This is a genomic window from Capnocytophaga sp. oral taxon 329 str. F0087 (genome assembly GCF_000213295.2).
Taxonomy (GTDB): Bacteria; Bacteroidota; Bacteroidia; order Flavobacteriales; family Flavobacteriaceae; genus Capnocytophaga; species Capnocytophaga leadbetteri_A.
The window spans coordinates 1,997-11,905 of sequence record NZ_KN389992.1; the positions used below are offsets into that span (position 1 = coordinate 1,997).

The window sequence follows — 9,909 nt, forward strand, 5'->3', positions numbered from 1 at the left end:
TTGAAGCAGAAGGTTATAACAACGTAACTCGCGTATTTAGAGGCTTCTCTAATGGTAGGGTAGTAGTAGAAACTTCTGATAAGTTACCACAAGGTACTTACTATTATGTCATCGAATACGTCGATGAGAATAGACAAAAACGAAGCGAAGTAGGTTGGTTATATCTTAAACGATAGGAAAACCTAATAAATGCAAAAAGAGGCTGTCATCATTACGATGACAGCCTCTTTTTTTGTATTTCAATAAAAAAGAGCAAATCATAAGCCGGATTCTGTTCTTATCAGTAATGATAAGTGCTTATCATTTATCTCGACTAATAATTGCTCATTAGCTCTAACCGCCTACCCTCCAACAATTGGGCGAGCAACCCTCAAACGCTGGTTTACGCGGCGTTGCACCTCATAGAGTTTACCTGATTTCACTATGGCATTACCCATACATTCTTTCTGTTGCACTTGTCCTCGCCTCGCGGCGGACGGGCGTTACCCGCTATGATGCTCTGTGGTGTCCAGACTTTCCTCTACCTTAGTAGCGATAAGCTGATTTGCTCTTTTTATAATTCTTAACTTAACCCTATATACTTTTGATTAGGTTTTTCATAAATGTCAATTTCTAATCTGCTAATCGACAAATCTGCAAATCGGCAAATCGACAAATTAGTAATCTCCCAACGTTTCAGCATTCTGAGCCAGAGCTTTCGCTAATTGTTCGTCATTAGGAGCCTTGCCGTGCCAAGCGTGAGTACCCATCATAAAATCTACACCATTACCCATTTCGGTATGTAGCAAAATACAAACAGGTTTCCCTTTGCCAGTCAGCGCTTTAGCTTCCGCCAAACCTTTCAAGATAGCACTAATATCGTTGCCCTTTTCAATATCGATTACCTGCCAACCAAAGGCTTCCCATTTAGCGCGAAGGTCACCCAAAGGCAGTACCTTATCAGTAGGACCATCAATCTGTTTTTGGTTGTAATCAACCGTAGCGATGAGGTTATCCACCCCTTTGCCACCAGCGTACATTGCCGCCTCCCATATCTGTCCTTCCTGTAGCTCGCCATCGCCGTGTAGGGTATAAACCAAATGCTTATCGCCGTTTAGTTTCTTAGCCAAAGCCGCTCCTATAGCTACCGAAAGCCCTTGTCCTAAAGAGCCCGAAGCCACACGTACGCCCTCCAAACCTTCGTGCGGAGTAGGGTGTCCTTGCAAACGCGAATTAAGCAAGCGAAAAGTGTTGAGTTCTTTTATAGGGAAGAACCCTCTACGAGCCAGCACACTGTAGAATACAGGCGAAATATGTCCGTTAGAAAGGAAGAAAAGGTCTTCATCTTTGCCATCCATACTAAAAGGCAGTTTAAAGTCCATCACCTCGTTGTACAAGCATACTAAGAACTCAGCGCAGCCCAAAGAGCCACCAGGGTGTCCCGAATTTACCTTGTGTACCATTCGCAATATATCCCTACGCACTTGGGTAGTAAGGTCAGTAAGTTGTTGGGTATTCATCGTTTTTTATCGTTTTATAATTTGATGCCACAAAGATACAACTTTCTTTGGTAAATGCAAAACTTAGAAAAAAATTCTCCAGCCATCTTCCCTATACAATCGATATAGGAAGGATATAGGAAGAGCGAACAATTAGCGAAGGATTAGCAATAAATGAGCGAAGAATAATTGTCTAATAAACGACTTATTAGGCAAAAAATCTCATTAGCAAGTTGGCAAATTGGCAAATTAGTTCGTATCTTTGCCCCCCGAACATATAAAAATCATTATGGAAGAAATAAGATATGACGAAGACAGTATCCAAACGCTCGACCCCTTAGAGCACGTGCGTTTGCGCCCCGGTATGTATATCGGAAAGCTCGGCGATGGCTCTTCTGCCGATGATGGTATCTACGTACTTCTCAAAGAGGTACTCGATAACAGTATAGACGAGTTTATTATGGGTGCCGGAAAGACTATCGATGTAAAAATCAGTGATAATAAGGTAGAAGTACGCGACTATGGGCGCGGTATTCCTTTGGGCAAGGTAGTCGATGTAGTCTCTAAAATGAATACTGGGGGCAAGTACGATTCGCGTGCTTTCAAAAAGTCTATCGGACTTAATGGGGTGGGTACTAAGGCAGTAAATGCTCTTTCGTCTTATTTTAAAGTCGAATCAGTACGCGACAACCAAACTAAGTCAGCTTCTTTTGAAAGGGGAATTATTAAAGAAGAGTCTCCGATAGAAGAAACTCAGAAAAGACGAGGGACGAGTGTTGCTTTTATTCCTGATGATACCATTTTCAAAAACTTCAAATTTCGCAACGAATACGTAGTGCGTATGCTCAAAAACTACGTATACCTCAACCCTGGGCTTACGATTAATTATAACGGCGAAAAATACTATTCCGAAAACGGACTCAAAGACCTCCTCACCGAAAACAATAACGAAGAGGATTTCCTTTATCCAATCATTCACCTCAAAGGCGAGGATATCGAGGTGGCTATTTCGCATAGCAAAACCCAGTACAGCGAGGAGTATTATTCTTTTGTAAACGGACAAAACACTACACAAGGGGGTACGCACCTCAATGCTTTCAAAGAGGCATATGTAAAGACCATCCGCGATTTTTATAAAAAGAACTTCGACCCTTCCGATGTGCGCAAGTCTATCATCGCAGGGCTTTCTATCAAAGTGATGGAGCCTGTATTCGAAAGCCAAACCAAAACAAAGCTTGGTTCTACCGAAATGGGCGAGGGGATGCCCTCAGTGCGCACCTATATCAACGATTTTGTAACCCGTCATTTAGATGATTATCTACATAAGAACAACGAAGTAGCTGATGCTATTTTGCGCAAAATTATGGAAGCGCAACGCGAACGTGAAGACCTTGCTGGTATCAGAAAATTAGCTAAAGAAAGAGCTAAAAAAGCAAACTTACACAATAAAAAACTAAACGATTGCCGCATACATCTTACAGATACAAAAGACAAACGCAATTTACAGAGTACGCTGTTTATTACAGAGGGAAATTCGGCTTCGGGCTCTATCACTAAGTCCCGCGATGTCAATACCCAAGCGGTCTTTTCGTTGCGAGGTAAGCCTCTGAATACCTACGGAATGACAAAGAAGATAGTCTATGAAAACGAGGAGTTTAACCTCTTGCAAGCTGCTTTAAATATTGAAGACTCTATGGATGATCTCCGTTATAATAACATTGTCATTGCCACCGATGCCGATGTCGACGGAATGCACATCCGCTTGCTACTTACCACTTTCTTTTTGCAGTTTTTCCCCGAGATTATCAAAGAAGGACATTTGTATATACTGCAAACGCCTCTTTTCCGTGTCCGCAATAAGAATGAGAAAATATATTGTTATAGTGAAGAAGAAAAGCAAGCTGCTATAGCGAAGCTCAAAGGGAAACCAGAAATAACTCGCTTTAAGGGGTTGGGCGAAATTTCTCCAGATGAGTTTAAAGATTTTATAGGCGAAGACATTCGTTTAGATCCTGTAATGCTCGACAAAACCATTCATATCGAACAGCTTTTAGATTTTTATATGGGCAAAAACACCCCCGACCGACAAGATTTTATCATTAACAACTTGAAAGTAGAGATTGATAATTTTGAATAAAAAAGAGCCTTGCAAAACCATTTGCAAGGCTCTTTTTCGTTGATATGCTATGAATTATTTACTTTTTGCTGCAATTAAGTTTAGAGCACTACCAGCTCTAAACCAAGCTATTTGCGAGTCGTTATAGGTATGGAGGCATTTTATTATATCTTTGCTACCATCACTATGTACGAATTCTAAGTGCAAAGGCTTATTAGGTGCAAAATCAGTAAGGTCTAAAAAGTTGATTACATCGTCTTCTTGTATTTTGTCATAATCAGCCTCATTAGCAAAGGTGAGGGCTAACATACCTTGTTTCTTCAGGTTAGTCTCGTGAATTCTCGCAAACGACTTTACTAATACTGCTTTTACCCCTAAATGGCGTGGCTCCATAGCAGCGTGTTCTCTAGAGGAGCCCTCACCGTAGTTTTGGTCACCTACTACTATGCTGGGGATACCTGCTGCCTTGTAGGCTCGTTGCACTTTAGGTACTTCGTTATACTCGCCCGTCAACTGGTTTTTCACATAGTTAGTCTTACCATTAAAGGCATTTACAGCTCCTATAAGCATATTGTTAGAGATATTGTCTAAATGCCCTCTATACTTCAGCCAAGGTCCTGCCATCGATATGTGGTCAGTAGTGCATTTGCCTTGAGCCTTGATAAGTAGCTTTGCTCCTGTGATGTTCTTGCCGTCCCAAGCAGGGAAAGGCGAGAGCAATTGCAAGCGCGAAGAAGTAGGCGATACTATCACCTGCACTTGGCTACCATCAGCAGCTGGAGCCTGATAACCAGGGTCGTCTACCGAAAACCCTTTAGCGGGTAACTCTTCTCCTTCTGGTGGGGCAAACCTAACAGCTTCTCCTTTGTTGTTGAGTAGGCTGTCAGTTATAGGGTTGAAGTCTAACCTACCAGCTATGGCAAGAGCAGCTACCATTTCAGGTGAGGCTACAAAAGCGTGAGTATTAGGGTTGCCGTCAGCACGTTTAGAGAAGTTGCGGTTAAAAGAGTGTACTATGGTGTTCTTCTCTTGTTTTTCAGCCCCCTCACGACTCCACTGCCCTATACAAGGGCCACAAGCATTAGTAAAAACTTTAGTGCCTAATTGTTCAAAAGCTTCTATGATGCCATCACGCTGTACTGTATAACGTATTTGCTCAGAACCAGGGTTGATACCAAAAGAGGCTTGAGGTGTAATACCTAAGGCAGCCGCTTGCTTAACTACTGATACAGCACGGGTCAAATCTTCGTATGATGAGTTGGTACAAGAGCCTATCAATCCCCATTCTACTTTTATGGGCCAACCGTTTTCTTTAGCCACTTCTTTCATTTTAGATACAGGGGTACCTCTATCAGGGGTGAAAGGCCCATTGATATAAGGTTCGAGTGTGTTTAGGTCGATTTCTATCAGTTGGTCAAAGTACTTTTCTGGGTTGGCATATACTTCAGGGTCGGCAGTTAGGTAAGGGGCAATCTTGTCAGCAGCTTCTACTACTTCTTTTCTACCAGTGGCACGCAGATAGCGACGCATAGCATCATCATAGCCAAAAGTAGAGGTTGTAGCTCCTATTTCAGCACCCATATTGCAAATGGTACCTTTACCAGTGCACGACAACGATTGAGCACCCTCACCAAAGTATTCTACTATAGCTCCAGTGCCTCCTTTTACAGTTAGCAGGTCAGCTACTTTTAGGATAACATCTTTAGGGGCTGTCCATCCACTGAGTTTTCCGGTCAGTTTTACTCCTATCAGTTTAGGGAATTTAAGTTCCCACGCCATTCCTGCCATTACATCTACAGCATCAGCACCTCCTACGCCTATTGCCAGCATACCTAAACCACCTGCATTTACGGTGTGCGAGTCGGTACCTATCATCATTCCCCCAGGGAAAGCGTAGTTCTCTAATACAATCTGGTGAATAATACCGGCTCCAGGTTTCCAAAACCCGATGCCGTACTTATTCGATACTGACGAAAGGAAGTCAAATACTTCTTTAGATTGTTCAGTAGCTACCTTAAGGTCGGTGGCAGCACCTACTTTTGCCTGAATAAGGTGGTCGCAGTGTACTGTAGTGGGTACGGCTACCTTTGCACTACCCGCGTGCATAAATTGCAGTAGTGCCATTTGCGCAGTAGCGTCCTGACAGGCTATGCGGTCTGGGGCAAAATCTACATAATCTTTGCCGCGTTCAAAGGCTTTCTGTGGGGTAGCCTCCCATAGGTGTGCATATAGTATTTTTTCAGCTAATGTTAGTGGTCTTCCTACTATTTCTCGTGCTTTATCTACTCTTTTGGGTATATGGGCATATACCTTTTTGATCATTTCAATGTCAAATGCCATAATAGTTAGTTTTAAGTTGTTATTAGTGTTTTTTGTAGTTGTCTTATAGTCCTAAAATACTCCTAAAAGTACTGCTAGGAAGCATTACTGCCGAAGTGCGCTTTGTACTAGGGTGATAATAGCCGTGTAAGTCTATTTTTTGCCCTTGTACTGTTGTCAGTTCAGCTATGATAGCCTTTTCGTTTGTAGCAAGGGCTTTAGCTATGGGGGCAAACTCTTCAGCTAATGCTTTGTCTTGTTTTTGAGCAGCTAAGGCTTCAGCCCAATAGAGAGCTAAGTAAAAATGACTTCCTCTATTGTCTAAAGTACCTACTGCCGACTCTGGTGAGCGGTTGTTCTCCAATACTTTACCCGTTGCCTCATCAAGGGTTTGGGCTAACACCAATGCTTTTGTATTCTGATAGGTAGTAGCAAAATGCTCTAATGAGGCACCTAAAGCTAAAAACTCGCCTAACGAATCCCAGCGCAGGTGATTTTCAGCAAAAAGCTGTTCTGCTAATTTAGGGGCAGAACCTCCAGCACCTGTTTCAAACAATCCCCCTCCGTTCATTAACGGTACTATCGAAAGTACTTTAGCACTCGTGCCTAATTCTAAGATAGGGAATAAATCAGTAAGGTAATCGCGCAAAACATTGCCGGTTACTGATATAGTATCCTCGCCTTTTTTAGTACGCTCTAAGGTAAAGAGTATGGCAGCTTCAGGAGCGAGTATTTGTATATCTAACCCTTCCGTATCACACTTGCTAAGGTACTGCTTCACTTTCTTGATAAGTTCAGCATCGTGAGCTCGTTTTGCATCAAGCCAGAAGATAGCAGGGGTATTAGTAGCTTTAGCGCGTTTCACCGCAAGCTTTACCCAATCTTCTACCGGAGCATCTTTCACCATACACATACGCCAGATGTCGCCCGCAGCTACACGTTGCGATAAATATATAGTGCCACTCTCACCAATTACTTGCATTTCTCCTTCTTCAGGCACTTCAAAGGTTTTGTCGTGCGAGCCGTACTCTTCAGCTTTCTGTGCCATTAGTCCTACGTTGGCTACCGAGCCCATTGTGCGTGGGTCAAAAGCACCGTGCTCCTTACAAAAGTCTATCACTACTTGGTAAATGCCAGCGTAACTGCTGTCGGGCAATACAGCTAAGGTATCTTGTGCTTTGCCTTCTGCGTTCCACATTTTGCCCGAATTGCGTATCATAGCAGGCATTGAGGCATCTACTATCACATCGTTAGGGTAGTGTAGGTTACTGATGCCTTTTTCCGAATTTACCATTGCAATAGCAGGAGCGTTAGCCCATACTTCATCTAGGTCGTGTTGTATAGCTTTCTGTGTATCAGCAGGCAAGGTGCTTACTTTTGTCAGTAAGTCTGAAAGGCCATTGCGTACATTCACCCCTATAGCCTTAAAGGTGTCGGCATACTTACTGAGTATGGGGGCAAAGAGGGTTTCGACGGCATAACCAAAAAGGATAGGGTCTGACACTTTCATCATCGTAGCTTTTAGGTGCAATGATAACAAAAGACCTTCTTTTTTAGCACGAGCAAATTGTTCTTTATAGAAAGAAAGTAACGCTTTTTTGCTCATTAGGGTAGCATCAATAATCTCTTTGGCTTGTACCGCTATATCAGTTTTCATACTGATTACCTTCCCTTGGGAGGTGTGTAGTTCAATGCGTACTTTATCAGCTTTATCAAAGGTTACGGACTGCTCGTTATGGTAGAAATCGCCTTCCTGCATAGTAGCAACAGCCGTTTTTGAGAGGCTTTCCCACGCTCCCATACTATGTGGGTGTGTTTTGGCGTATTGCTTTACTGCCTTAGGGGCTCGCCTGTCAGAGTTACCCTCTCTTAGCACAGGATTTACAGCACTACCTTTCACCTTATCATATCGCTCTTTGATGCTTTTCTCTACTTCCGAAATTGCTTCTTCAGGATAGTCAGGCAGCGCATAGCCCTGTGCTTGTAGCTCGGCTATAGCTGCTTTTAGCTGTGGTACAGAGGCACTGATATTGGGCAGCTTGATAATATTAGCTTCAGGCTTTTTAGCCAATTCGCCCAGCTGCTGTAGCGCATCTTCCACTCTCTGTTCTTCCTTTAAAAAATCAGGGAAAGCTGCCAAAATACGCCCTGCCAGCGAGATGTCTTTTAGTTCAAAATGTACATCTGACGATTGGCAAAATCGCTGAATAATAGGCAATAGCGAATGAGTAGCTAAAAAAGGAGCTTCGTCTGTTTGGGTATAGATGATTTGCTTCATAATTTTAGAGGCTTTGGGTTATCGTTTGTCTAAAGCTACAAAGGCTCTTTCTTTAGCACCAGTGTATATTTGGCGAGGTCTGCCTATAGGCTCGCCTCCTTGCCTCATTTCTTTCCATTGTGCAATCCAACCAGGGAGTCTTCCGATGGCGAAGAGCACCGTAAACATCTCTAAGTGCATACCCAATGCTTTGTAGATAATACCAGAGTAGAAATCTACATTAGGGTAGAGGTTACGACTTTTGAAGTATTCATCTTCTAAGGCCACTTTTTCCAAATGTTTAGCAATGTCAAAAATAGGGTCGTCTATACCTAAAGCGTGTAGTACATCATCAGCTGCTTTTTTGATGATTTTAGCACGTGGGTCGAAGTTCTTATACACGCGGTGTCCGAAGCCCATTAATCTAAATGGGTCGTTTTTGTCTTTAGCTTTGTTGATAAACTTATCTACGCCGCCTCCGTCAGCTTTTATCTCTTCAAGCATCTCTATCACCGCTTGGTTAGCTCCTCCGTGCAGACGTCCCCATAGGGCAGAAACCCCCGATGAAATACTTGCAAAAAGTCCTGCTTCCGACGAACCTACTAAGCGCACGGTAGAAGTCGAGCAGTTTTGTTCGTGGTCGCCGTGTAGTATAAGCAGCTTGTTTAGCGCGCTTACTATAGTAGGATTGATAGAGTACTCCTCAGAAGGGATTTCGAAGAACAAACGCAAGATATTTTCTATATACCCCGTAGAATTTTTGTAATAATTCAGAGGTAATCCTTCGCGTTTGCGGTACACCCACGTAGCGATAATGGTAAATTTAGCGATAGCCTTGCAGACAGCTTGATACACATCTTTATTACATTTCACATTCACAGGCACAGGATTGAAAGCGGTAAGTGCACTAGTAGCCGAAGAGAGTACCCCCATAGGGTGTGCTGATCTAGGAAAGCCATCAATAATGTGGCGCATATCCTCGTGCACTATAGTGTACTTGTGAATGGTTTTTTTGAAGTGGTCGTACTCTTCAGCAGTAGGGAGTTCGCCAAAGATAAGCAGATAGGCTACCTCTAAAAACTCGGCATTGGCTGCCAAATCTTCAATGTTATAGCCGCGATAGCGCAATATACCGCGCTCGCCATCTAAGAAAGTGATGGCACTCTTACAAGATCCAGTATTTTTATACCCCGAATCTAAAGTAATAAGCCCCGTGAGGGCACGTAGCTTCTCAATGTTGATAGCTTTTTCGTTTTCAGTTCCTACTTCAATAGGAAATTCAAATTCTTTTCCTTCAAAGATTAATTTGGCTGTACGTTCCATAGTCTATTAGTTTTAAATTCTTTCGCAAAGTTATAAAAAGAAAATTAAACGCACAAGAAAACTTGTTTTTTTTAACAAAAAAGCTGATAAATGTTAAAAATGAAAAAGAGAGTGTAAAATAAGAAGTATGGAAGACAAAAGTCGAAAGATTAAAAGAAAAAGACCTTAAAAAAGTTTCAACTTTCTCAAAGTCTTTATTTTATAAATAAGCCATATTATGGAGTAGCAATGTGCCTACGACTGGATTCGAACCAGCACGCCCTAACGAGCACCACCCCCTCAAGATGGCAAGTCTACCAATTTCTCCACGTAGGCTACTAACATTAAAAAATGTGACCTGGCTGGGGCTCGAACCCAGGACCCCAACATTAAAAGTGTTGTGCTCTACCAACTGAGCTACCAAGTCATCAAATAAA

General features: G+C 42.5%; 6 protein-coding genes, 2 tRNA genes and 1 other RNA gene. 2 read left to right on the forward strand and 7 right to left on the reverse strand.

The window, feature by feature from the left end:
• Window positions 1-176, forward strand: a 176-nt coding sequence (locus HMPREF9074_RS12815; RefSeq protein WP_198133040.1) for a T9SS type B sorting domain-containing protein, incomplete at its 5' end; no start/stop codon positions are given.
• Window positions 177-245: 69 nt separating this feature from the next.
• Here the strand turns inward: HMPREF9074_RS12815 and rnpB are convergent.
• Window positions 246-551: RNase P RNA component class A (rnpB, locus tag HMPREF9074_RS11750), an RNA gene on the reverse strand.
• Between the two features lie 105 nt (window positions 552-656).
• Window positions 657-1,499, reverse strand: a complete 843-nt coding sequence (locus HMPREF9074_RS03470; protein WP_009391058.1) for a transketolase — start codon at window positions 1,497-1,499, stop codon at window positions 657-659.
• Window positions 1,500-1,767: 268 nt separating this feature from the next.
• Here HMPREF9074_RS03470 and HMPREF9074_RS03475 point away from each other — a divergent pair, with 268 nt between their 5' ends.
• On the forward strand, window positions 1,768-3,615 hold the full coding sequence (locus HMPREF9074_RS03475; RefSeq protein WP_009391060.1) for a DNA topoisomerase IV subunit B: 1,848 nt from the start codon (window positions 1,768-1,770) through the stop codon (window positions 3,613-3,615).
• A 54-nt stretch (window positions 3,616-3,669) separates the two neighbouring features.
• Here HMPREF9074_RS03475 and HMPREF9074_RS03480 read toward each other — a convergent pair whose 3' ends face one another.
• The 5 genes from HMPREF9074_RS03480 to HMPREF9074_RS03500 all read right to left on the reverse strand — a co-directional run bounded on the left by HMPREF9074_RS03480 (window position 3,670) and on the right by HMPREF9074_RS03500 (window position 9,899).
• Window positions 3,670-5,934, reverse strand: a complete 2,265-nt coding sequence (locus tag HMPREF9074_RS03480) for an aconitate hydratase (RefSeq protein WP_009391061.1) — start codon at window positions 5,932-5,934, stop codon at window positions 3,670-3,672.
• 43 nt (window positions 5,935-5,977) lie between these two features.
• Window positions 5,978-8,191 carry an NADP-dependent isocitrate dehydrogenase gene (locus HMPREF9074_RS03485; RefSeq protein ID WP_009391069.1) on the reverse strand — a complete coding sequence of 738 codons (2,214 nt, stop codon included), beginning with the start codon at window positions 8,189-8,191 and terminating at the stop codon, window positions 5,978-5,980.
• An 18-nt stretch (window positions 8,192-8,209) separates the two neighbouring features.
• Complete coding sequence (locus HMPREF9074_RS03490) at window positions 8,210-9,493, reverse strand: citrate synthase (protein WP_009391070.1); 1,284 nt, start codon at window positions 9,491-9,493, stop codon at window positions 8,210-8,212.
• Between the two features lie 231 nt (window positions 9,494-9,724).
• Window positions 9,725-9,808: transfer RNA gene (locus HMPREF9074_RS03495), tRNA-Leu, on the reverse strand.
• 18 nt (window positions 9,809-9,826) lie between these two features.
• Window positions 9,827-9,899: transfer RNA gene (locus HMPREF9074_RS03500), tRNA-Lys, on the reverse strand.
• Window positions 9,900-9,909: the final 10 nt, after the last annotated feature.

What these genes read in the sequence shown, in the direction of transcription:
- HMPREF9074_RS03485 (WP_009391069.1), bottom strand. Translation starts at nt 8,191, where the DNA reads ATGAAGCAAATCATCTATACCCAAACAGACGAAGCTCCTTTTTTAGCT.
- HMPREF9074_RS03480 (WP_009391061.1), bottom strand. Translation starts at nt 5,934, where the DNA reads ATGGCATTTGACATTGAAATGATCAAAAAGGTATATGCCCATATACCC.
- HMPREF9074_RS03475 (WP_009391060.1), top strand. Translation starts at nt 1,768, where the DNA reads ATGGAAGAAATAAGATATGACGAAGACAGTATCCAAACGCTCGACCCC.
- HMPREF9074_RS03470 (WP_009391058.1), bottom strand. Translation starts at nt 1,499, where the DNA reads ATGAATACCCAACAACTTACTGACCTTACTACCCAAGTGCGTAGGGAT.
- HMPREF9074_RS03490 (WP_009391070.1), bottom strand. Translation starts at nt 9,493, where the DNA reads ATGGAACGTACAGCCAAATTAATCTTTGAAGGAAAAGAATTTGAATTT.